This is a genomic window from Gilliamella apicola (assembly GCF_003202655.1).
In the GTDB taxonomy this organism is placed as follows: domain Bacteria; phylum Pseudomonadota; class Gammaproteobacteria; order Enterobacterales; family Orbaceae; genus Gilliamella; species Gilliamella apicola_R.
On sequence record NZ_QGLR01000018.1, the window covers coordinates 1 to 21,978 of the forward strand.

The 21,978-nt window shown below is 35.4% G+C and carries 22 protein-coding genes; 14 read left to right on the top strand and 8 right to left on the bottom strand.

Going from position 1 to position 21,978, the window contains the following annotated elements:
• Together DKK70_RS15055 and DKK70_RS15060 are read left to right on the top strand one after the other, a co-directional pair.
• Positions 1 to 121: EF-Tu C-terminal domain-related protein (locus DKK70_RS15055; RefSeq protein WP_219999817.1), on the top strand; the 121-nt coding region annotated here is incomplete at its 5' end.
• Positions 122 to 476: 355 nt separating this feature from the next.
• Entirely contained in the window at positions 477 to 2,540 is a 2,064-nt protein-coding gene (locus DKK70_RS15060; protein ID WP_110434720.1) for a TonB-dependent receptor family protein, read from the top strand.
• A 39-nt stretch (positions 2,541 to 2,579) separates the two neighbouring features.
• Here DKK70_RS15060 and DKK70_RS15065 read toward each other — a convergent pair whose 3' ends face one another.
• Positions 2,580 to 3,293: a Crp/Fnr family transcriptional regulator gene (locus DKK70_RS15065; protein WP_110434721.1), complete on the bottom strand. Its 714-nt coding sequence runs from the start codon at positions 3,291 to 3,293 to the stop codon at positions 2,580 to 2,582.
• Between the two features lie 223 nt (positions 3,294 to 3,516).
• On the opposite strand from DKK70_RS15065, the gene DKK70_RS15070 reads away from it, so the two are divergent.
• From DKK70_RS15070 to frr, 7 genes are all read left to right on the top strand, one after another.
• The gene (locus tag DKK70_RS15070) at positions 3,517 to 3,858 is read left to right on the top strand and encodes a cupin domain-containing protein (RefSeq protein ID WP_110434722.1); all 342 of its coding nucleotides are present in this window, start codon (positions 3,517 to 3,519) and stop codon (positions 3,856 to 3,858) included.
• 14 nt (positions 3,859 to 3,872) lie between these two features.
• Positions 3,873 to 4,646 (top strand): class I SAM-dependent methyltransferase, encoded by a 774-nt coding sequence (locus DKK70_RS15075; RefSeq protein WP_110434723.1) that lies wholly within the window; start codon positions 3,873 to 3,875, stop codon positions 4,644 to 4,646.
• Between the two features lie 99 nt (positions 4,647 to 4,745).
• Positions 4,746 to 5,081 (top strand): zinc ribbon domain-containing protein YjdM, encoded by a 336-nt coding sequence (locus DKK70_RS15080; RefSeq protein WP_110434724.1) that lies wholly within the window; start codon positions 4,746 to 4,748, stop codon positions 5,079 to 5,081.
• Between the two features lie 355 nt (positions 5,082 to 5,436).
• Positions 5,437 to 6,174: a 30S ribosomal protein S2 gene (gene rpsB / locus DKK70_RS15085; protein ID WP_034882419.1), complete on the top strand. Its 738-nt coding sequence runs from the start codon at positions 5,437 to 5,439 to the stop codon at positions 6,172 to 6,174.
• A gap of 84 nt (positions 6,175 to 6,258) precedes the next feature.
• Positions 6,259 to 7,119, top strand: a complete 861-nt coding sequence (gene tsf / locus DKK70_RS15090) for a translation elongation factor Ts (RefSeq protein WP_110424481.1) — start codon at positions 6,259 to 6,261, stop codon at positions 7,117 to 7,119.
• A gap of 119 nt (positions 7,120 to 7,238) precedes the next feature.
• Positions 7,239 to 7,973: a UMP kinase gene (gene pyrH / locus DKK70_RS15095; RefSeq protein ID WP_110424482.1), complete on the top strand. Its 735-nt coding sequence runs from the start codon at positions 7,239 to 7,241 to the stop codon at positions 7,971 to 7,973.
• A 23-nt stretch (positions 7,974 to 7,996) separates the two neighbouring features.
• On the top strand, positions 7,997 to 8,554 hold the full coding sequence (frr, locus tag DKK70_RS15100; RefSeq protein WP_110434725.1) for a ribosome recycling factor: 558 nt from the start codon (positions 7,997 to 7,999) through the stop codon (positions 8,552 to 8,554).
• A 38-nt stretch (positions 8,555 to 8,592) separates the two neighbouring features.
• On the opposite strand, the gene DKK70_RS15105 is transcribed toward frr, so the two are convergent.
• The 3 genes from DKK70_RS15105 to rbsK are packed head-to-tail and all read right to left on the bottom strand — an operon-like array spanning position 8,593 to position 11,863.
• The gene (locus DKK70_RS15105) at positions 8,593 to 9,597 is read right to left on the bottom strand and encodes an aldose 1-epimerase family protein (RefSeq protein WP_110434726.1); all 1,005 of its coding nucleotides are present in this window, start codon (positions 9,595 to 9,597) and stop codon (positions 8,593 to 8,595) included.
• Positions 9,598 to 9,614: 17 nt separating this feature from the next.
• Positions 9,615 to 10,931, bottom strand: coding sequence for an L-fucose:H+ symporter permease (gene fucP, locus DKK70_RS15110; protein ID WP_110434727.1), 1,317 nt, complete (start codon positions 10,929 to 10,931; stop codon positions 9,615 to 9,617).
• Between the two features lie 2 nt (positions 10,932 to 10,933).
• On the bottom strand, positions 10,934 to 11,863 hold the full coding sequence (rbsK, locus tag DKK70_RS15115) for a ribokinase (protein ID WP_110434728.1): 930 nt from the start codon (positions 11,861 to 11,863) through the stop codon (positions 10,934 to 10,936).
• Positions 11,864 to 12,074: 211 nt separating this feature from the next.
• On the opposite strand from rbsK, the gene deoC reads away from it, so the two are divergent.
• From deoC to ispC, 3 genes are read left to right on the top strand one after another with little or no spacing between them, the layout of a single operon-like run.
• Positions 12,075 to 12,746, top strand: a complete 672-nt coding sequence (gene deoC, locus DKK70_RS15120; protein ID WP_181416039.1) for a deoxyribose-phosphate aldolase — start codon at positions 12,075 to 12,077, stop codon at positions 12,744 to 12,746.
• A 60-nt stretch (positions 12,747 to 12,806) separates the two neighbouring features.
• Positions 12,807 to 13,568 (top strand): DNA-binding transcriptional repressor DeoR, encoded by a 762-nt coding sequence (deoR, locus tag DKK70_RS15125; RefSeq protein ID WP_110434730.1) that lies wholly within the window; start codon positions 12,807 to 12,809, stop codon positions 13,566 to 13,568.
• 1 nt (position 13,569) lies between these two features.
• Positions 13,570 to 14,748, top strand: coding sequence for a 1-deoxy-D-xylulose-5-phosphate reductoisomerase (gene ispC / locus DKK70_RS15130; RefSeq protein ID WP_110434731.1), 1,179 nt, complete (start codon positions 13,570 to 13,572; stop codon positions 14,746 to 14,748).
• 43 nt (positions 14,749 to 14,791) lie between these two features.
• On the opposite strand, the gene bioB is transcribed toward ispC, so the two are convergent.
• The 3 genes from bioB to DKK70_RS15145 all read right to left on the bottom strand — a co-directional run bounded on the left by bioB (position 14,792) and on the right by DKK70_RS15145 (position 17,678).
• Entirely contained in the window at positions 14,792 to 15,838 is a 1,047-nt protein-coding gene (gene bioB, locus DKK70_RS15135) for a biotin synthase BioB (protein WP_110434732.1), read from the bottom strand.
• 315 nt (positions 15,839 to 16,153) lie between these two features.
• The gene (locus tag DKK70_RS15140; RefSeq protein ID WP_110434733.1) at positions 16,154 to 16,714 is read right to left on the bottom strand and encodes a sugar O-acetyltransferase; all 561 of its coding nucleotides are present in this window, start codon (positions 16,712 to 16,714) and stop codon (positions 16,154 to 16,156) included.
• A gap of 4 nt (positions 16,715 to 16,718) precedes the next feature.
• On the bottom strand, positions 16,719 to 17,678 hold the full coding sequence (locus DKK70_RS15145) for an aminoimidazole riboside kinase (protein ID WP_110434734.1): 960 nt from the start codon (positions 17,676 to 17,678) through the stop codon (positions 16,719 to 16,721).
• A 283-nt stretch (positions 17,679 to 17,961) separates the two neighbouring features.
• On the opposite strand from DKK70_RS15145, the gene DKK70_RS15150 reads away from it, so the two are divergent.
• Positions 17,962 to 19,431, top strand: a complete 1,470-nt coding sequence (locus DKK70_RS15150) for a glycoside hydrolase family 32 protein (protein WP_110434735.1) — start codon at positions 17,962 to 17,964, stop codon at positions 19,429 to 19,431.
• Between the two features lie 35 nt (positions 19,432 to 19,466).
• On the opposite strand, the gene DKK70_RS15155 is transcribed toward DKK70_RS15150, so the two are convergent.
• Positions 19,467 to 20,471 (bottom strand): LacI family DNA-binding transcriptional regulator, encoded by a 1,005-nt coding sequence (locus tag DKK70_RS15155; protein WP_110434736.1) that lies wholly within the window; start codon positions 20,469 to 20,471, stop codon positions 19,467 to 19,469.
• A 194-nt stretch (positions 20,472 to 20,665) separates the two neighbouring features.
• Here DKK70_RS15155 and DKK70_RS15160 point away from each other — a divergent pair, with 194 nt between their 5' ends.
• Positions 20,666 to 21,901: an oligosaccharide MFS transporter gene (locus DKK70_RS15160; RefSeq protein WP_110434737.1), complete on the top strand. Its 1,236-nt coding sequence runs from the start codon at positions 20,666 to 20,668 to the stop codon at positions 21,899 to 21,901.
• Positions 21,902 to 21,978: the final 77 nt, after the last annotated feature.

The window sequence follows — 21,978 nt, forward strand, 5'->3', positions numbered from 1 at the left end:
TAACATCAAAATGACAGTATCATTAATTCACCCAATCGCAATGGCAGACGGTTTACGTTTCGCTATCCGTGAAGGTGGTCGTACTGTTGGTGCTGGTGTTGTTGCTAAAGTTATCAAATAATTTAAGCTTAATCAGCTCTAAAAAGGTGCACTATGTGCACCTTTTTTATTGTCCTCAATATTTAACTACACCAATTAAACAGGTTAATTAGCCTATTTAGACCAATGTATCAAGATAAAGGCGATATCAGTGAAGATGCTGCTGTATATAGCAGCTAGAGGTATTAGCTAGACAAAGAAAAAGCAACTAAGAAAATAATTTACAATATTATTGTTGATTAACAAAAGCTAGAGATAGTCTATGTCTCAAACTTTTCTTATTTATTTTTTGTCATATTTGATAAATGTCATAGTGTTTCTTATTATTCGTGCAAATAATAATCATTATCATTAAACCAAATGAGAAGTGAGATGTTATGTGCAGAAAAAATAAAGTTATTCAAATAAGTATATTAACCCTATTCTATTCACCCATGATGTTTAGCGGTTATGCATTCGCCGAGACTAGTAATGATACAATTATAGTTACCCCTAATGATAATGATGACAAAAAAAATTCATTGTCTCCGACTTTTCAGCAGGAACAAGCTAAACAGAAACAAACTGCTGGGGCGACTAACTTAATCATTCCAGAACAGGAAAATAGATTATCCACACTACAAGATGCACTTGATTATCAACCCGGAATTATTATTCAAAACTTTTTCGGCGGCACAGATCAACCAAGGTTGAATATTCGTGGTTCCGGGGTGCAAAGCGCGCCACTATCAAGAGGGGTCTTACTATTACAAGATGGGCTACCTATCACTGATGCTGATGGTGATTTCCATATTAGTACCTTAGATATGCGTGAAGCTCGGTTAATTTCAGTCTATCGTGGAGCCAATAATAGCCATCCTCAAGCCAACAGTTTAGGTGGAGAATTGAATTTCATCTCCTACACAGGAAAAGATGAACTTGGTAGTGCTCGTTATGAATATGGAGCATTTGGTCGAGAAGCCGCGCAAATCGCATTAGGTCATAGCGGTTATGATATGGATGGTCGCATTAGCCTATCTTATGACCATTTTGATGGTTATCGAGATCATTCAACCTCGCAACGAAAAACGGTTCGATCTAACTTTGGTTATAGTAATGAAAACTTTGAAAATAGAACATGGTTAAGTTGGACAGATTTACGTTTTGATATTCCAGGGCCTTTATCGCAAGGTAAAAGCAAAAGCGATCCAACGAGTATTTTTAAAGTCGTGCAAATGCGAGACCCGCATCGTAATGTTCAACAGGGGCGTATTGCTAACCGCGCAAATTGGACCCTAGATAACCAAGCGATTGAGCTAGGTTTATGGTATCAGCATACACATGATAATTTTGTTACGCCAACCGATTATATTTTAAGTGATAGTAACACTATTGGTAGTCAATTAACTTATAATGCGAACTTTGATGATTTTAGCTATCGAGCGGCTCTCGCATGGGATAAAACCAATCTTGATCGTCAATTATTGATGAATCGACGTCATACCACAATGAATAAACGTTCACTGGGAAAATATGATGCTACCGCAGAAAACATATATGGTTCCATTGGCACCTCATGGCAAATCAACAATGAATGGCAACTCAATTTAGATACAAAAGTTACACATGCTAAACGAGATGTTGATGCGCGGCACAATAAAAACGCCCTTGATCAATCATGGACATTCTGGTCACCCAAATTAGGGGTAATTTGGCATCAAACCAATGATACACGATTTTATGCCAATTTAAACACTAGTAACGAACCTGCATCTTTCCGTGAAATTATTACTAGCGATGGCATGAAAGCAAAAATTAACAAATTAAATCGTCAAAAAGGTATTACAGCTGAAATTGGTGGTAATGGAAAGATAACCCAAGAACTAAACTGGGATATTGCTTTATATCGAAGCATCATTAAAGATGAATATATTACCACTTACGACTCAAGTGGAACGGCAATAGGGGTATTTAATTATGGCGCCAAAACACGTCATCAAGGGATAGAAGCAGGCCTAAAAGGGCTAATACCTTCAGTTATTGCTTCTGGCGATATCGAATATCGTCTAGCTTGGACGTATAACGATTTTCGTTTTATGGGTGGCGAATACAATCGTAATTATATTGCCGGCATCCCTAGAAATACCATTACTGCCGAAATTTTATATAAATATGATAATTGGACACTTGGCCCAAATATTCACTGGTCTCCAACCAATACGCCGGTTGATCATGCCAATAATATGAATGTTCAATATCGAGATAAATATGCAGCTTTAGGCTTTAAAATTAATTATCAAAATCCTAATGGTTGGTCGGCTTATTTAACTGCGGATAACCTAACCAACAAACATTATGCTACCGCCTCGGTTGCTAATAAAGTAGTAAATTCAAAACAAGAAAATACCTTATTCCCAGCGATGGGATTCAATCTTAATAGTGGGCTTGTTTACCACTTCTAAAAAAGTGTATCTGACAGTAATGCTGTCAGATACCGCTACTTAAAATGAACGTTGTGAAGGAAGTGTAAGATCATTAAGATACGATTTATTTAATATTTTTATATTATTTAATTCAATTTCAATAATTTTTTGCTTACGCCAACTCGACATTAATCGACTTAAAGTTTCATAACGGATCCCAAGCTTAGTCGCCAATTGACTACGTGATATTGGTAAAACAAAATTTGCATCTTGGTTCGATGATTGAGATAAGATATAAGCTGCTAGTCGTTGTTCTGCCGAGCTTGAGGTTAACCAATCGATATTATTGATTTGTTCGTATAGTTTTATGCTAAATTGAACTAACAAACGTTGCATAATAATAGGATTATTCATGCAAACTTGTAACACGCTACTTTTTTCTAACAATAACAAAGTGCAATGTGTTTTTGCTCTGATGGTCATAGGAAAGCGATTATGAGGCATAAATACTGCGGCTATCGCAACTAATTCATAAGGAGAAAATATTCCAAAAATTTTCTCTTCACCTAAATAAGTATTCCGAAACACTTCAACTTTGCCGGTAATAACTAAAGAACAACCAGAGAATGGCATACCTTCATAACTAATCAAATCGCCAGTATTAAATTCCAGATAATTGGCATTTTCAATAATTGGCTTTAATGCATCGGCAGCTAATCCATCGAACAGCTTTACCTGATTTAACCAATTTAAGATCTCACTTTGAGTTGGCATAGTTTTGACAAATGTCATAGGAATTGCCTAATGATACTTTTAGAATGATGCCAATATAATTGATAATAATTCTTATTTCAATTGATAATACAATAATATTATATGGAATAACCTTATGAAATATAATGTTTTATTTATCTTAATAGCAATAATTTAACCAATTATAACCTATGCCTGGGCAGAGGCTAAAAAATGATCACTACTTTTTTATTTAACATTTAGTTATAATCAGGAGAATCCTATGTCAAATAATACTATTATTCCAGCACAAGCACTTAATTTAGTTTCATTAGTTAATGAAACTGAGCAAGGGATTGCTAGCCGTATTTTAGCTAAGACTTCAGGCGGTAATCTAACCTTATTTGCTTTTGATAAAGGACAAGGACTCTCTGAACATAGTGCGCCATTTGATGCGCTCGTTATGGTTTTAGAAGGTCAACTAAATTTAATCATTGATGGTAAGCCAGTTAACGCGGAGCCGGGAACAATTGTGAGAATGCCAGCTAATATCCCTCACGCTGTTGAAGCCCCGACAAAAGCAAAAATGTTGTTAATAATGTTAAGAGAAATCAAAGTTAATTAAACAAAGGATCTACCATGGAAAACAATAAAAAAGAAGTTGGTCACAAATTATTAGCTCGTCTTGGTAAAACACGTTTACGACCAGGCGGAAAAAAAGCCACTGAATGGTTATTCAAACAAGCTGGATTTACACCGCAAAGCCAAGTGTTAGAGATCGCATGCAATATGGGTACGACCTCTATCGAAATAGCTAAGCGATTTAATTGCCATATTATTGGTATCGACATGGATAAAATGGCATTAGAGAAAGCCAAACAAAATGTTATCCAAAACAATGTAAGTGAATTAGTTGAGATAAAACAAGCGGATGCTTCAAAATTACCTTTTGATGATAACAGCTTTGATATTGTAATTAATGAAGCGATGTTAACCATGTACGCAGATAAGGCGAAGGCTCACTTACTCAAAGAGTATTTTCGAGTATTAAAACCAGGTGGAAAATTATTAACTCATGACATGATGTTATTAAACACCGAAAATCCTCAATACATACTGGAACAAATCTATCTTGCAATCAATGTTAATGCTCAGCCTATGAGCCATGATGGTTGGATAAATCTTTTTTCTAGCGCAGGATTTAGCGATATAAAAACATCACACGCCCCTATGACGCTATTGTCACCGACGGGAATGATTATTGATGAGGGATTTTTTGGTGCGCTGAAAATTTTTCGTAATGCATTACATAAACAAAATCGGCAACAATTTTTCAACATGCTTAACAGATTTAGAAAAAATAAAAAATACCTTAATTATATTGCGGTGTGCAGTGTCAAACCTAAAGAATAAATAGGTATAGCGGATCCTTAAAAAGAGAATACCATGACGAAATAGCCTTTTTTTGCTATAGTGACCACCATTTTATTTAACTTGGAATAATGAAAAACTATGGAATCTATACCTAATTGCCCAGTTTGCCAATCAGAACACACTTACCATGATGGTACCTTTTATGTTTGCCCTGAATGTGCACATGAATGGGATCCAAATCAAGAAACTTCAACCAATGATGAATTACAAGTTAAAGACAGCAATGGCAATTTACTTGTTGATGGCGATGATATTATTTTGATTAAAGATCTAAAATTAAAAGGATCATCAACCGTTCTGAAAAAAGGGGCTAAAGCTAAAGGCATTCGTCTGGTAGACGGCGATCATGAAATTGATTGTAAAGTTGATGGGATGAAAGTCATGCTTAAAGCTTGCTTTGTTAAAAAAGCTTAGTTACCCAAATCCACCTGCAACTTATCTTTTATAAGCTAATGAACTCTCTTCATTAGCTTATAAATTAACCACCTCTAATACCTAATCAAAAAATGACCAATCAACAGTTTATACTTAAAATCATATAATTTTAAATACTGCTGGTAATTTTTAACTAAATATGATATAAAACGCGCGCTACATTTCATATTATTTTCATTGAGAAAAATAGCGAAATAGCAGCATAAAATTTATTAATTAACGTTATAACACACACATATCATTACTCTTTGCCGGGGTGCCTTTTACTTAAAGTAATTAGGTCGGCTAAAGCGGATATGTGGAGGCATAACCCCAACGTAAAAATGAGGAAATCATGACTACAGTATCAATGCGCGATATGTTACAAGCAGGTGTACACTTTGGACACCAAACTCGTTATTGGAACCCAAAAATGAAACCATTTATTTTTGGTGCACGTAACAAAGTTCACATTATCAATCTTGAAAAAACAGTACCAATGTTCAATGAAGCATTAGCTGAATTAAACAAGATTGCTGCGCGTAAAGGTAAAATTTTATTTGTTGGTACTAAACGTGCCGCGAGTGAAGCAATTAAACAAGCAGCTGAAAGCTGTGGACAATACTACGTTAATCACCGTTGGTTAGGTGGTATGTTGACTAACTGGAAAACAGTACGTCAATCAATTAAACGTCTTAAAGATTTAGAAACACAAGCTAATGATGGTACATTTGATAAATTAACCAAGAAAGAAGCACTTATGCGTGCTCGTGAAATGGCTAAATTAGAAAATAGCTTGGGTGGAATTAAAAATATGGGTGGCTTACCCGATGTGATTTTTGTTATTGGTGCTGACCATGAACATATCGCAATCAAAGAAGCTAACAATTTAGGTATTCCAGTCATTGCTGTTGTTGATACTAACTCAGATCCAGATGGTATTGATTATATCGTTCCAGGTAATGATGATGCGATCCGTGCAATTCAATTATATGCAAATGCGGTTGCTGAAGCAGTTCGTTCTGGTCGTGAACAAAATCAATCTCCAGTATCTGAAGAAAGCTTTGTTGAAGAAGCTCCAGCAGCAGAGTAATAAACTCAAATATTTTCAGGGTCGATAATCTCATCGACCCATTCTAATGAAAATCATCATAATGGTTAAATAGAGGATTTAAAAATGGCTGAAGTTACCGCTTCTATGGTAAAAGAACTGCGCGAAAGAACTGGCGCAGGTATGATGGAATGTAAAAAAGCATTAGTTGAAGCAAATGGCGATATCGATCTTGCTATCGACAACATGCGTAAATCAGGTCAAGCAAAAGCAGCTAAAAAAGCTGGTCGTGTAGCAGCTGAAGGTGTAATTATTTCTAAAATTTCTGCTGATAAAAAAGTGGGTGTTATTTTAGAAATCAACTGTGAAACTGACTTCGTGGCTAAAGATGCTGGCTTCTTAGCATTTAGCGACAAAGTAGCAACTGCCGCTTTAAATGATCGCATCACTGATCTTGCAGCTTTACAAGCAAAATTTGAAGAAGAACGTACTGCACTAGTTGCTAAAATTGGCGAAAACATTGGTATCCGTCGTGTTAAAGAAATTGCTGGCGATGTTGTTGGTAGTTATCAACACGGTGCCCGTATTGGTGTTTTAGTTGCAGCAAATAGCGGTTGTGATGAAGAATTAGTTAAACACATTGCAATGCACATTGCCGCAAGCAAACCAGAATATGTTGACCCAAGTGATGTACCTGCTGATGTGGTTGAACATGAACGTAATATTCAAATCGATATTGCAATGCAATCTGGTAAACCACGTGAAATCGCAGAAAAAATGGTTGAAGGCCGTATGCGTAAATTCACTGGTGAAGTATCACTTACTGGTCAACCATTTGTAATGGATCCTAGCAAAACAGTTGGTGATTTACTTACTGAGAAAAAAGCGACTGTTGCATCATTTATCCGCTTCGAAGTGGGTGAAGGTATCGAAAAAGTCGAAGTTGACTTTGCAGCCGAAGTTGCTGCGATTTCGAAACAATCTTAATTGTTTTATTAAAACCGCCGTCATGGCGGTTTTGTTTATCTGCAAAATATTTTAAAATGATTGCCAGCTAGTTATGCTAGCTTTTTAAGTAATTAAATAACGAAATAGTGAGACTTCATATGGTAACCCCTTTCTATAAACGTATCCTTCTTAAACTCAGTGGTGAAGCATTGCAAGGTGAAGAAGGTTTTGGTATTGATCCAACTGTTCTTGATCGTATGGCACAAGAAATTAAAGAACTTATCGACATGAATGTTCAGGTTGCTGTTGTTATTGGGGGTGGTAATCTATTTCGTGGTGCAGGACTTGCTAAAGCGGGTATGAACCGTGTTGTTGGAGACCATATGGGCATGCTTGCCACAGTTATGAATGGTCTTGCCATGCGTGATGCGTTGCACCGAATTGAAGTTAATGCTCGTTTGATGTCGGCAATTCCATTAAACGGCGTTTGTGATGATTATCGCTGGACTGAGGCAATCAGCTTGCTTAAGCATGGTAAAGTCGTTATTCTTTCGGCAGGAACTGGCAACCCATTTTTCACAACTGATTCAGCGGCATGTCTGCGCGGGATTGAAATTGAAGCTGATGTGGTTTTAAAAGCGACCAAAGTTAATGGCGTTTATTCTGCCGATCCAGTAAAAGATCCCAATGCTACACTCTATAAAACACTTAACTATGAAAAAGTGTTAGATGATGAATTAAAAGTAATGGATTTAGCCGCATTTACATTAGCACGTGATCATAATCTACCAATTTGTGTGTTTAATATGAATAAACCTGGTGCATTACGTCGCGTCATTTTAGGCGAGCAAGAAGGAACATTAATCAATAATCAGGCTACAGTTACCTGTTAGTCTTATTTAAAAAGGTTTTTATTATGCTAAATGAGATTCAAAAAGAAGCGCAAGAGCGCATGGAAAAAAGTATTGAGGCTTTCCAGAATCATATTTCTAAAATTCGAACTGGTCGTGCGTCACCTAGTTTATTAGATGGCATTATGGTTGAATATTACGGTAGCCCAACACCGCTTCGCCAATTAGCCAATGTAGTTGCTGAAGATTCAAGAACCCTTGCAATTACCGTGTTTGATAAATCATTAACACCATCAATTGAAAAAGCAATTTTAACTTCTGATTTAGGCTTGAACCCTGCATCAGCCGGCACCGTTATTCGAGTTCCTCTACCACCACTCACTGAAGAACGTCGTCGTGATTTAACGAAAATTGTTCGTGGTGAAGCAGAACAAGGACGCGTATCAATCCGTAATATCCGTCGTGATGCCAATGATCAGATCAAAGCATTATTGAAAGATAAAGAAATTTCTGAAGATGATGAACGTAAATCACAAGATCTTATTCAAAAAGCAACCGATGCGGCAATCAAAAAATTAGATAGCGTACTTGCTGATAAAGAAAAAGAATTAATGGAATTTTAATATTGCTATGCCCAGTTAAAATTTAACTGGGCATATGTTTATTTATCAATTCCTGTAGTCACTAAGAAACTTTTTGTTTCCCCACTTTTAAGCATAATCAATGTACCATTATTTTTTGCAGCTAGAAAACCTTCTGGTCGACATGTTGCTGGTAATATAAAGGCGGCGACTTTTTGATCTTTATTATTTAAAATCCAACGAGTTCCATGATTAAATTGCTTTGTTGAAAAACGAGTAACAAAGCGCTTTCCATTAGGTAATGTCATATAAAATTCTGCCGCATCTGTATATTGCGATAAATCATCAACTAAAAAAACGATTTCTGGATCATAATAATGGGGCTCATTAAGAACGGTTAGATTTGTTAATTTTTTAGTATAATCTAACCATTGTTCAGTCGGATGAACATGCGAGGGGATAGTTTTTCGCAACATAAACGCATTATCAGGTATATTTTGTTCCAGAGTAGCATTATCAATGTAAGCATAGTTTAAATGACACATATATTGCAAAGGCATTTCAAATCCACTCAAATTAGTTACTTGCATTTTTATATCAAAAGTAGCGCAGTTAGCAGTTAAAGTTACTGAAGATCGAGCAACATAGTGAGCACCAAATCCTTTTATAAATTCAACTTCGCCACAAATAGATAAACTACTATCTTGTACTTCAATCCAAGCTTTACTTAGTTTGGCACATGCCATTTCTCCATGCATAATATGATTATCGTCTGATGAAGGACAACCATTACTTAGTAGTCCAGAATGAAAGGCAAAGCAACCATATGTGTCGGTAATATCTGTACCGTATTGTGGCTGATTAAACATATTGTCCATTTTTAATGTCAAGCCATCAAATTCAGCATCCCATACCATTTGTCCATAGTAAGGTAATACCGTAACAAAACCACGACTATTTTTTATCGTTAACGCTTCAATCCCTGAATTAAAACGTGAAGATGTAATAGTAAAATATTCATTAGAATACAATTCTAATGGTAATATTTGAAATTGTTCAGGGATTAATGAAATTTTTGTAAGCATTAGTGACTCCTAATAATTTATAATTTAGATTGCTCTTGTTTTAATTCCGTCCAAAAATAAATACCCACATAAATAAAACAGATTAATGGAACGATAAAAGCAAATTGCATTGAACCTAATTTATCGGAAACAAGTCCTTGGATAGCCGGCATAACCGCCCCTCCAATTATTGACATAACAATAATTGCTCCAGCGGTTTCGGTATACTTACTATCTACCACAGCTAAAGTTTTTGCATAAATAGTGGCCCAACATGGTCCGAATAACACACTAACAAAGACAGCCGCATATACCGCAGAGAAGTTGGAAACTAAAACCACATAAGCTAATGTAATACTTCCCAGTATGGAATAAATAATCAGGACCTTAGTAGGATTAAAGCGTGTCATTAAAAAGTTAGCGATAAACTTACCAATAAAGAAACAAGCAAAACTAAAAATCATAAAATTAGATGCATATCGCTCATTTATATCACCAAGATCTAAAGCTAATCGGATAGTAAATGACCAAACGGTAACTTGCATACCAACATACATAAACTGGGCAATAATACCTTTTTTAAATCTAAAGTTAGCGGCTAAATACTTTAAGGTACTAGTTAAGGATTCTGATTTTGGATTATCTTTATTTTCCGCTCTACATGAAGGATATTGAGTGATTAAAAACAAGAAGAGCACAATAATAAGTACCAAAATAAGATATTTATAAGGTTGGAGTGTGTATTCAAGCATGGATAGACGGAATTCATGAATTTGCTCTATAGTCATATTAGACATTTGCAGTTCAAGACTATCTCCTTCTTGGAAAACAAGGTATTTTCCTAATACAATTCCGAGTAACGCACCTATAGGGTAAAAAGTTTGACTTATATTTAGTCGTAATGTAGCAAAATTTTTATTTCCTATCATAGAACTATAGGTGTTTGCTGATGTTTCCAGAAAACTTAAACCAATAGCAATAGCGAAAATCGCGGCTAAAAACATTGTATAAGTTGCCATATGCGATGCAGGATAAAACATTAAGCAACCGATAATATAAAGGGCTAAACCAATTAATATAGCAATCTTATAACTTGTTTTCTTTATAATAAGTGATGAAGGTATTGCTATGATGAAATAGCCACCATAAAATGCGCTTTGAACTAATGCACTTGCAAAATCACTTAATGTAAATACACTTTTAAATTGGGTGATTAAAATATCATTTAAACTTGCTGCACATCCCCATAATGGAAATAAACAAGAAAGTAATATAAATTGAAAGATAGGTGTTTTATCTAAGAAACCATCCGGCATCTGAGAGATTTTTTTTAATTTTATTATGTTAAATTTCATAATTATTCTCCTAGGGATAGAGAAGATAAAAATTCATTAAATTGTATTGAGTCAAGATAAGAGCGTTGAGTACCTTTTCTGGTTACACTGGCAGCAGAATAAGCTGATGCTTTATTTAGCGCTTTAATGATGTCGTGATTCTTAATATATTCACTAGCAAAACAGCCAATAAAAGCATCCCCTGCTCCACTGGTATCTATAGCGTTTACTTTTATAGGATCGATGTGATGAATTTTATCTTTAGTCATCCATATAGAACCCTGATGACCCAAGGTAATAATTAAGTTCTTTAACCCTTTATCCAAAAGGAGTTTACCTGCTTTATAGATAGCTTCTTCACTATTAATTGATATATTTGTTAGTATTTCTAATTCAGTCTCATTTGGGATAAAAAAATCACATTTACAGGCATACGAAATGTCCAAGTTTTTAATTGCAGGGGCAGGATTTAAAATAACTTCAATTCCATGAGTAACAGCAAAATCTATGGCAGCATAAACTGTCTCGAGCGGCACTTCTAACTGTAATATGATTAAATTACATTGAGACAAAGAATCCTTAGCATCAATAATATCTTGTGGAAGTAGGTAGTTATTTGCCCCTTTAATTATTAAAATTCTATTTTGAGAATTTTTATCAACAAAAATTGGCGCCACACCACTAGAAACATTGTTTATAACTTTGACGTATTGGGTATCAATACCTATATTTTTAAAATTATTAATCGTGTTTTGACCAAATAAATCATCTCCAACCTTAGTTAACATCATTACGTTAGCACCGAGTTTGGCTGCCGCTACAGCTTGATTAGCCCCTTTACCTCCGCAACCTATTTCAAATTCTGGTGCTTCTATCGTCTCACCTTCTTTTGGCATTTGATCGATATAAGTTATTAAATCAACCATGTTAGAACCAATAACAGCAATTTTCATATTTATTTCCTCCTGAATATTTTTGTTTTTTAATTCTATGTTAGAAATTTAACAAAATTAACCATGAAATGTTATTATTGTGACACAGATCTCGTTTATAAATTTTGAATTTACTTTTTACATAGCTTAAATACAATAAATTTAAATAGTTATTCAGTTTTTTATATGTTATATTAATAACAATTCTTAAATACAAAATAGATTGAGGAAAATTATTATGAATTATGCAAAATATATTGATCATACTTTACTGGCGATGAATGCAACCGAGGATCAGATCCGAAAACTTTGTGATGAAGCAAAGGAATATCATTTTTATTCAGTCTGTGTGAATTCTGGCTATGTCCCTTTAGCTGCTAAATTATTAAAAGGAAGTGACGTAAAAGTGTGCTCCGTGGTTGGTTTTCCTCTTGGTGCGATGCTCACTTCTGCTAAAGCTTATGAAACCGAAATGGCTGTTAAGGCTGGCGCTGAAGAGATTGATATGGTGATCAATGTTGGTTGGTTAAAAAGTAATAATTGGGAGGCAGTTAAACAAGATATAGAAGCCGTATTTAAATCTTGTAATAACGTACCATTGAAAGTTATTTTAGAAACCTGTTTATTATCAAAAGAAGAAATTATAAAAATCTGTTTAATTTGTAAAGAAATTGGTGTAGGCTTTGTCAAAACCTCTACTGGCTTTAGTACTTCAGGCGCAACAGTTGAAGATGTAAAACTAATGCGTGAAACTGTTGGTGAAAACATAGGAGTTAAAGCTTCAGGTGGGATTCGTGATCGTATGACTGCTGAAAAAATGGTGCAGGCTGGCGCAAACCGTTTGGGTGCAAGTGCTGGTATCGCCATTGTTTCAGGTAACAGTACGTCAACTAGCAATTACTAACCAATCATAACAATAAGTTACATATATTTTATGTAGCTTATTGCTGTTTTAGGAAAAACAATGGAAACTCAACCGCAAAAAAGAATTAATGAACTCATTGAAATCCTAAAGACCACTGATAAGATACACTTAAAAGAGGCTGCCGAACGATTGGCGGTTTCAGAAATGACCATTCGGCGAGATATTAATAATCTACCTACATCATTAATTGTATTAGGTGGCTATATTGTCGATGAAGCCCGTCATTCCATAGCACGATATTTTGTATCTGATCAGCAAGATAAACAAGTTGAGGAAAAAAGTGATATTGCCAAGCTGGTCAGCCAATTAGTCAATGAAAACGATACAATTTTTTTCGATTGTGGTACCACCATGCCTTTCATTATTAATGCTATCGATAATGAAATTTCCTTTACCGCCATCTGTTATTCACTTAACGCCTTTTTGGCACTGCAAAATAAACCAAAATGTAAAATTATTTTATGTGGCGGTCATTATCAACTCAATAATGCTATCTTCACAAGTGTAAATCAGCACAGTCAATTAGATTCTATATGTCCGAATAAAGCATTTATTTCAGCTGCAGGTATCGATCTTCAACAAGGGGTAACCTGTTATCATTTTGATGAGCTTAGTATGAAACATCAGGCAATGAAAAAATCAGGTCAAAATATCTTAATTGCTGATCATACTAAATTTGGCCAAATCAAGCCGGCTTTCATCAGTGAATTAACTTTGTTCGATCAGGTAATTACTGATAAACTGCCTGATGAGCGATTCGTCTCATTTTTTGCTGAAAACAATATAAGTTTAATTTACTAATATGAAAAATATCACAATTTTAGGTTCAACTGGCTCAATAGGTTGTAGTACTTTAGCCGTTATACGGCAAAATCCAGATTTATTTAAAGCAATTGCTTTAACTGGTGGGCAGAATGTCGGCAAAATGACCGAACAATGTTTGGAATTTAGGCCCAATTATGTCGCCATGGCTGATGAAGAAGCCGCTCAACAACTTAAAAATAATCTCGTAGACCTAAAATTAAATATTGAAGTATTTCATGGTCAACAAGCTATATGCGATTTAGCAGAGCTTACTGAAGTCGATATGGTTATGGCAGCAATCGTCGGAGCAGCAGGATTAAAACCTACCCTTGCCGCCATTAAAAAAGGCAAACGCATTTTGTTAGCGAATAAAGAATCTTTGGTAACTTGTGGCCATTTATTTATGCAGGCAGTTAAACAATATGGTGCACAGTTATTACCAGTTGATAGTGAGCACAATGCGATTTTTCAAAGCCTGCCATCAGAAGTTCAACAAAATTTAGGATTTGCTAATTTAGCCGATTATGGCATCACCAAAATTGTCCTAACCGGTTCTGGAGGACCATTTCGAGATTTACCGTTAAATCAATTAACCACAGTTACGCCTGAACAAGCGGTTGCTCATCCTAATTGGTCAATGGGTAAGAAAATCTCTGTCGATTCTGCTACCATGATGAATAAAGGACTAGAATATATTGAAGCGCGTTGGCTGTTTAATGCCCGTGAAGAAGAGATGGAAATTATCATTCATCCTCAATCAATCATACATTCGATGGTTCGTTACCAAGATGGCAGTGTGATTGCCGAGCTCGGCATTCCTGATATGTGTACGCCAATTGCTTATGCAATGTCTTATCCTGCTAGAATTTCATCAAGCGTGCCGGCATTAGATTTTACGCAAATTTCATCACTGACTTTTTCTCAACCCGATTTTAACCGTTATCCTTGCTTAAAGTTAGCTATTGAGGCATTCAATCAAGGACAAGCGGCAACAACGGCACTCAATGCGGCGAATGAAATAGCGGTAGCGGCATTCTTACAAAACAAAATCGGCTTTATGGATATTGCTAAACAGGTAGCAACAGTTTTAGAAGCACTTGATTTTCCTGAACCGACCACGATTGAAGACGTATTTACAATAGATCTATGGGCAAGACAAACCTGCGCAAACTTATAGTAATCGGCCAAAAAGTTAAGATTAATATTGTTATATTCAAATCTTAGAAATTGTCGCCAAATTGATTATTTTGCGTTTGCTCACTAATTGCTTGCACAATAGCAGCCTTATGTATCTCATCACTATAATCTTGGATCTTCTCTGGATTAATGCCTAATTTAACAAATAGAGCATTATCCTTATCGACTTGCGGATTAGATGTAGTTAATAACTTATCACCATAAAATATTGAATTAGCGCCGGCTAAAAAAGCCAATGCTTGCATTTGCTCACTCATTTGTTCTCTTCCTGCTGACAAACGTATATAAGATTTAGGCATCATAATCCGAGCGACAGTTAGCATTCTAATAAAATCAAATGGTTCAATATCTTTTTCATTTGCTAACGGGGTACCTTTAACCTTGACTAAATTATTAATGGGAACACTTTCTGGGTGTTGGTCTAAATTAGCAAGTTGTATCAATAAATTGGCTCGATCTTTTAAAGTTTCTCCCATACCGAGAATACCACCTGAGCAAATTTTAATGCCGGCCTCTCTTACATAAGCCAATGTTTGTAAACGCTCACTGTATGTACGAGTAGTAATTATTTGCTGATAAAACTCAGGTGAAGTATCTAAATTATGATTATAAAAATCTAAACCTGCATCGGCTAATGCGTAGGCCTGTAGTTGGGATAGTTGCCCTAGAGTCATGCAGGTTTCCATCCCCAGAGCTTTAACGCCTTTTACCATCTCCAAGAGATAAGGCATATCGCGATTTGTTGGATGTTTCCATGCCGCTCCCATACAAAAACGTGTAGCCCCTACAGCTTTGGCGGCTTTAGCTTCTTCAACTACTCCTTGTACTTCAAGTAATTTTTCTTTTTCTAAGCCAGTATCATGATGGATAGACTGGGGACAATATTTACAATCTTCAGGACAAGCATTTGTCTTTATTGATAACAGAGTAGAAACTTGTACTCTATTCGCATCAAAATATTGTCGATGTATGGTTTGTGCTTTGAAAATAAGATCATTGAAAAAAGGTAACTGAAAAATATCCATTACTTCAGACAATAGCCAGTCATGACGAATGCCATTGAATGACATAGAAAATCCTTTTAAGAATCAACATAAATCTACGTGCAGCATAATACATAACCACGCATTATCAACTATTTTAATTTTAAATGGTTTACATAAAAGGGATTACTATGCCTTTTTGCTATAAAAAAATTGATTTAACTGAAAACAGATATCTTGCGCATTAAATTATTTATCAGCACGTAAATTGAGACCAAAATCGTACAATAAAGCTGCTAATATTTTCTCATTTTCTGTCATTTTATTACGCCATTTGTTAAGCGTATAAAACAGGATTATCGCTTATAAATGCTTACCAAAATACACTATCAGATAGTGCTGTTAATGCTCTTTTAATGTTTTATATACCCGGCAAGGGGTACCCATGGCGATAACATTGCTAGGTATGTCACGATCGACAATGCTCCCGGCAGCAATAACGCTATCATCACCAATTGTTACCCCCGGTAGTACAATAACATTACCACCAATCCAAACGTTATTACCGATTGTTATTGGTTTGGCAAACTCTAAACCACTATTGCGCGTTTGGCTATCAAGTGGATGACCTGAGGTATAAAAGCCACAATTAGGCGCCACAAGCACATTATGTCCAAAAGTTACTTTGGCGGCATCTAAGATTATGCAATTAAAATTAGCAAAAAAATTATCACCAATTTCAATATTGTAGCCATAATCACACTGAAAACCGGGCATAATGGTAAATTGCTGGGTAGTTTTGCCCAGTAATTTTTTAAAAAGTTGTTGCCGTTTATCCACGGCGGAAGGAGGTAGTTGATTTAGCGCAAAACAGAGATCTTGTGCATAAAGTCGCTCGCTTTCAAGCTCATTAATACCGGGGTTATAAAGTAAACCGCTTAACATTTTCTCTTTTTCAGTCATATTACTATCCCATCTGTTTTGCGACTAATGCTGGATTATCACTAATGAATGATTGTAAAAAACCACTGTCTGGCAGTGCTGTTAATGCTCCTTTTTTGGTGGTTGCTAATGCACCACATGCACTGGCTATAGTCATCATACTTTCTAACATTAACTTATCTTCAGGCATACCAGATGAGGCGATGCTGCTAAGCAATCCGGCAACAAATGCATCTCCGGCTCCAGTGGTATCAATGCTATTGACATGAAATGAGTCAAAACTAAACGTTTTACCTTGCCATAACACAATACTGCCATTTTTACCTTTAGTGATTAATTTTAATGGTGCCGGATAATGTTGCGCTAATTTTCTTAAGGCAATATGCAAATCATTATTTTCTGTTAACCAAAATAACTCTTCATCAGAAAGTTTAAGAATGTCAGCATCATGGCAGAATTGGGTGATAACGGAGCGCATTTCAGTTTTATCTTGCCACATTTGTTCACGCAAATTGATATCAAAACTAATCAAACCATTTTTAGCTGTCAGTTGTTCAATAGCAGTTTTCAGCGTTTGCCGACATGTTGGTCCAACTAATGCCAAAGAACAAAAATGCAGAATATCTTGATTAAAATCAGGAAGTGCTTGTTCAGATAGGAATTGATCGGCAGAAGGTGATACAAGAAAGGTAAAACTTCGCTCACCATTTTCACCTAAATCAACAACAACTGTACTTGTTCTATGTTCATCATCTTTTTCCAGACTTTGGCAATCAACATGATGTTCACAAAAGGTCTTTTCCATAAAGTGACCAAATGGGTCATTACCCACTCTACCAATAAAACCTGAAGGAAGTCCTAACTTAGCAATACCGATAGCAACATTTGCTGGGGCTCCACCTGCACAGGCTCGATAGTTCATTTCACCAAATGGTAATAAATCAATAACGGCATCACCAAGAGACCATACTTTTGTATTCTTCATTTTGTCACTCATATTATTGTTGAATAGGGTTGAATTACATTATTCATATTGTTTCAGCATATTACTAATTAAATTAGCTCATAGAGCACTAATCGGCTGAGGTATTGATAATCAATATTAACAATAAACTAAATCATTTATAAAAAATTTATTGTTAACGTTAAAAATATGTGACTATCATCACATATTTTAACGTTTATTTCATTATAAGTTAACGTTAACAAATAATTTAATGTAGTATGTAACCAGATTAACTTAACTGATGATGAAAGAAGGGAATGTTATGACAAACGCAATTGATAAAGCTAACCAAGCGGTAAAAAAATTAGAAGAAGAAATGAATAAACAATATTATCCTCATTTCCATTTAGCACCTCAAGCTGGTTGGATGAATGACCCAAATGGTTTAGTCTATTATAACGGACAATATCATGCCTTCTACCAACACCATCCTTATAATGAAAATTGGGGACCAATGCATTGGGGACATGCAGTAAGTGATGATCTTATTACTTGGCGAAGATTACCAATTGCTATTGCCCCAGATCATGATTATGACCAAAGCGGCTGTTTTTCCGGTTCAGCCGTTGATAATAATGGCGAATTAAGCTTAATTTACACTGGCCACATCTGGTTAAATGGTCAAGGTAATGACGAACATATCCGAGAAACCCAATGCCTTGCCACTAGTAAAGACGGTATTAATTTTAAAAAACATGGCACGGTACTTACTCCTAAAGAAGGGATTATGCATTTTCGTGATCCTAAAGTTTTTCAACAAAATGGTAAGTGGTGGATGGTAGTTGGCCAACGAGAAACCAATGATGTCGGTCAAGTGTTACTTTATCATTCAACTGATTTAAAAGATTGGAAATTCGATCAGGTACTTATTAGTGATATTGATCCAAATGTTTATATGCTTGAATGCCCAGACTTTTTTCCATTAGGCGATAAATGGATATTGATGTTCTCACCACAAGGCATGCAGGCAAAAGGTTATCAATATCGAAATCGATTCCAATCGGGCTATGTTGTAGGAGATTGGCAACCAGGTAAACCATACACAGTGATTAAATCATTCCAAGAGATGGATTATGGCCATGATTTTTATGCACCGCAATCATTCCTTGCGGCTGATGGCCGTCGTATTATGTTTGGTTGGATGGATATGTGGGAATCGAAAATGCCAAGTAAACACGATAAATGGATGGGAGCATTTACTTTACCACGCGAATTAATCCTAGATGGCCAAAATAGAGTTCGTAATCGCCCTATAAAAGAACTTGTTGCGCTTCGGAACCAACCTAAATCACTGACCAATATCGAATTAAATAGTGAGTTAAAAAACACCGAAATTGAGTCAATCAGTTGTGAACTTAATGTTGAAATTGATTTAGCCAATAGTAATGCCGAACGTTTTGGCTTACAACTTGCTGCCACGCCAGATGGTAAACAAGCGACTTTACTGTATATTGACCGTCAAGCTAACCGTATCATTCTTGATCGAAGTCTTTCTGGAATCGACTTAAAAGGTTATCGAAGTGTACCCTTACCCAAAACTAAGAAACTGTCACTGCATATTTTTGTAGATGCCTCATCAGTCGAAGTTTTTGTAAATAAAGATTTATATAGCCTTTCAAGCCGTATTTACCCTAAATTACCGGCAAAAAGAGTAATTAACTTATTTGCCGAAAATGGACAAGCCCAAATAAGCAAATTGGCAAGTTGGCAATTAAAATCAATTTATGAATAATTTATAAAAAACCACCAGAAATGGTGGTTTTTAAGTTATAAAGATTCTCTTGCTAAATAGGGCGATGGTATCTGAGTAATAGTCTTGTCATTTTCACTGTTGATGATATGCAAGGCGGCTTTTTCACCAATCTCGTAATGCGGTAATTGCACGGTCGTTAGTGAAGGATAAAAAAGTTCACCGGTACCGACCATATTGTCATAGCCAAGCACCGCCACATCCTCGGGAATATGAAATCCTCTACCAAGTAAAAATTGATAAGCCACAAAGGCAATTCGGTCATTACCACAAACTAATACATCAAAATCAGGTTTGTTAATACAATGCTTTGCCAAAATTTCTATCGTCATCATATATTCTAAAGCAAGATTTTCAGGTGACATTGAAGTATGATAACTCTTCATATCATTTAAATCGTTACCGGCATCTAACCACGCTTGCTCAGCAGCTTTACGCCTAATTTTTCCAGCTAAGGTATTTTCTGATAAATAGATACATAAAGGTTTTTGGTATCCCTTGTTTATCACATTTTGCATTGCTTGATATTGACCGGCATAATCATCGGGAATGTAACACGCTAGTTGCTCTGAATCACTAATGCAGTTTGCTAATACCACATTTTTACCTAGCAATTTATCGGGAAGCTGAACCTTTCTTAACCCCATTGTGGTATAGATGATGCCATTAGGTCGATAAGACAAAAGAGTATTAATCGCATGATCAGCATCTTTATCATCAAATAAATTGACGATAAATGTATTCCAACCATGTTGTTGCGCGGTTTTTTCTATTGCTTGAAGTAATTCAACTGAAAATGGCGTCGTTGCAGTTTCTAATGCCAGCACTCCAATAGCATATGGACCAGAATTATCACCACGAATCTTGCGTGCCGATAAATCAGGGACATAATTAAGCTCCTCAATAGCTTTCTTCACTTTTTTATACGTATCTTTATTTAATTTTTCAGGATTATTAATTGCCCGCGAAACCGTCATCAAGGAAACTGATGCCAATCTAGCAACATCCTTTAGTGAAGCCATAGTTCAATCCTTTTACTCAGCATTAAAATAATAATTAATTTTCACTTAGTGTGATGATACCACAAATAAAAATGATAAAAAGTGTGAGGAAAGTAACATTTATGACAATTGATTGTTTCTATTTTATTTCAACTATGACAATAATGTTAACATTAACATGTTAACGTTAAACTTCCACAGAAAAGAGAATAAAAATGAAAATAGATATGATTAAAAATAGCAATTATTGGTTCTCGTCAGGTTATCTTGTTACCTTTTATGCAGCATGGTCACTATGGTGGTCTTTTTATGCCATTTGGCTTAAAAATGAAATTGGATTATCTGGTGAACAATTAGGGATTGTTTATTCAGCTAATTCTGCTGCTGCCATGTTTTTTATGATTTTTTATGGCATTATCCAAGATAAATTACAGATCGGCAAAGCGGTAATTACCTTCCAAAGTATTATCATGCTACTTATTGGGCCGTTCTTAATCTATGTATATGAACCTTTATTGCGCAATGATTTTATTTTAGGTGTTTGTATTGGCGCTCCGGTTTTAAGTGCAGGTTTTATCTCTGGATGTGCTTTGATTGACTCATTTATTGAGCGTATTAGTCGATTATTTGGTTTTGAATTTGGTCCAGCAAGATTCTGGGGATCGTTTGGTTATGCCGCAGCAACTTTTGTTGCCGGGATTCTATTTGGCATCAACCCCCATATTAACTTCTGGATGGCGTCTGCCGTTGCCGCTGTCTATTTCACTATCAATTTAATTTACAAACCTACGCAACAATTTTCGGCAACCGATAAAGCAGTAATACAAAAGCCAACTATCCCTACCATGAATGAAATTTTCTCACTATTTGGTATGAAAAAGTTTTGGTTATTTGTCTTTTTTATAATTGGTACTAACAGTTTTTATACCATTTATGATCAGCAACTATTCCCAAATTTTTATACCAGCTTCTTTGAAAAACCTGACAAGGGATATCAAATTTATGGATATTTAAACTCCTTCCAAGTCTTTTTAGAAGCTGCTTGTATGATTTTAGCCCCTTATTTTATTAACAAAATTGGCGCTAAAAAGGCATTATTAGCCGCGGCTTTGGTAATGGTTTGTCGAATCTCATTATCAGCAACATTGGATAATGTTTATCTAATTTCATTGGTTAAACTTTTCCACGCCATTGAAACACCATTGTTTATTCTAGCGGTATTTAAATATGCTGTAGCTAACTTTGATGCACGACTATCATCTACCTTATATTTAGTTGGATTCAATATTTCATCCAATGTTGGGGTGATAGTATTATCATGGATAGTCGGTAAATTATTTGATAAAACAGGATATTCAACGACTTTCTATATCCTTGCGGCAATCGTATTTGTCATTCTATTTATCGCAACATTTACGTTAAGTGACAGTAAGAAAAAAGTAGAAAAATAACCATACATTCATTTTGTGATATTGTAAAAATGGGAACTAATTGCTCCCATTTTATAATCTCACTAGAGAAAGCTTGC

Coding starts and splice junctions, on each gene's coding strand:
- DKK70_RS15065 (WP_110434721.1), bottom strand. CDS start 3,293: ATGACATTTGTCAAAACTATGCCAACTCAAAGTGAGATCTTAAATTGG.
- pyrH (WP_110424482.1), top strand. CDS start 7,239: ATGGTAACCCCTTTCTATAAACGTATCCTTCTTAAACTCAGTGGTGAA.
- DKK70_RS15080 (WP_110434724.1), top strand. CDS start 4,746: ATGGAATCTATACCTAATTGCCCAGTTTGCCAATCAGAACACACTTAC.
- DKK70_RS15160 (WP_110434737.1), top strand. CDS start 20,666: ATGAAAATAGATATGATTAAAAATAGCAATTATTGGTTCTCGTCAGGT.
- ispC (WP_110434731.1), top strand. CDS start 13,570: ATGAAAAATATCACAATTTTAGGTTCAACTGGCTCAATAGGTTGTAGT.
- frr (WP_110434725.1), top strand. CDS start 7,997: ATGCTAAATGAGATTCAAAAAGAAGCGCAAGAGCGCATGGAAAAAAGT.
- rbsK (WP_110434728.1), bottom strand. CDS start 11,863: ATGAAAATTGCTGTTATTGGTTCTAACATGGTTGATTTAATAACTTAT.
- tsf (WP_110424481.1), top strand. CDS start 6,259: ATGGCTGAAGTTACCGCTTCTATGGTAAAAGAACTGCGCGAAAGAACT.
- rpsB (WP_034882419.1), top strand. CDS start 5,437: ATGACTACAGTATCAATGCGCGATATGTTACAAGCAGGTGTACACTTT.
- DKK70_RS15150 (WP_110434735.1), top strand. CDS start 17,962: ATGACAAACGCAATTGATAAAGCTAACCAAGCGGTAAAAAAATTAGAA.
- deoR (WP_110434730.1), top strand. CDS start 12,807: ATGGAAACTCAACCGCAAAAAAGAATTAATGAACTCATTGAAATCCTA.
- DKK70_RS15060 (WP_110434720.1), top strand. CDS start 477: ATGTGCAGAAAAAATAAAGTTATTCAAATAAGTATATTAACCCTATTC.
- DKK70_RS15070 (WP_110434722.1), top strand. CDS start 3,517: ATGTCAAATAATACTATTATTCCAGCACAAGCACTTAATTTAGTTTCA.
- DKK70_RS15105 (WP_110434726.1), bottom strand. CDS start 9,597: ATGCTTACAAAAATTTCATTAATCCCTGAACAATTTCAAATATTACCA.
- DKK70_RS15145 (WP_110434734.1), bottom strand. CDS start 17,678: ATGAAGAATACAAAAGTATGGTCTCTTGGTGATGCCGTTATTGATTTA.
- DKK70_RS15140 (WP_110434733.1), bottom strand. CDS start 16,714: ATGACTGAAAAAGAGAAAATGTTAAGCGGTTTACTTTATAACCCCGGT.
- fucP (WP_110434727.1), bottom strand. CDS start 10,931: ATGAAATTTAACATAATAAAATTAAAAAAAATCTCTCAGATGCCGGAT.
- bioB (WP_110434732.1), bottom strand. CDS start 15,838: ATGTCATTCAATGGCATTCGTCATGACTGGCTATTGTCTGAAGTAATG.
- DKK70_RS15075 (WP_110434723.1), top strand. CDS start 3,873: ATGGAAAACAATAAAAAAGAAGTTGGTCACAAATTATTAGCTCGTCTT.
- DKK70_RS15155 (WP_110434736.1), bottom strand. CDS start 20,471: ATGGCTTCACTAAAGGATGTTGCTAGATTGGCATCAGTTTCCTTGATG.